Here is a 309-nt window from a genome sequence, read left to right as displayed (position 1 = left end):
GTCCACACAGATTGTCTGATAAAAAATAATGAGCAGGACGGCTGCGAAGTCGTGACACAATCGTGTCCCCTTCGTCTAGCGGTTAGGACTCCGCCCTTTCACGGCGGCAACAGGGGTTCGAATCCCCTAGGGGACGCCACCTGCTTGGTGACAGGTGAAAGGTGTTGCCCACATATCTTAAAGATGACTTACGAGTCATGTTTGAGATATTTGCTCTTTAACAATCCGGAACAAGCTGAAAATTGAAACGACGTGTCGTTTTCATTCTCCGTAATAAGAATGAAAAACGCGACACGTTCGAGTCTCTCA

Annotated in this window: 1 tRNA gene; it reads left to right on the top strand. The window is 47.6% G+C overall.

Features of this window, described 5'->3' with window-relative positions:
- Positions 1-64 precede the first annotated feature (64 nt).
- A tRNA-Glu gene (locus NP77_RS19155) sits at positions 65-139 on the top strand.
- The last annotated feature ends 170 nt before the right edge of the window (positions 140-309 follow it).

Source organism: Pantoea sp. MBLJ3, assembly GCF_000816655.1.
GTDB lineage: Bacteria > Pseudomonadota > Gammaproteobacteria > Enterobacterales > Enterobacteriaceae > Pantoea > Pantoea eucalypti.
The sequence above is the reverse complement of the archived record's forward strand: the minus strand, read 5'-3'. Positions and strand labels throughout refer to the sequence as shown.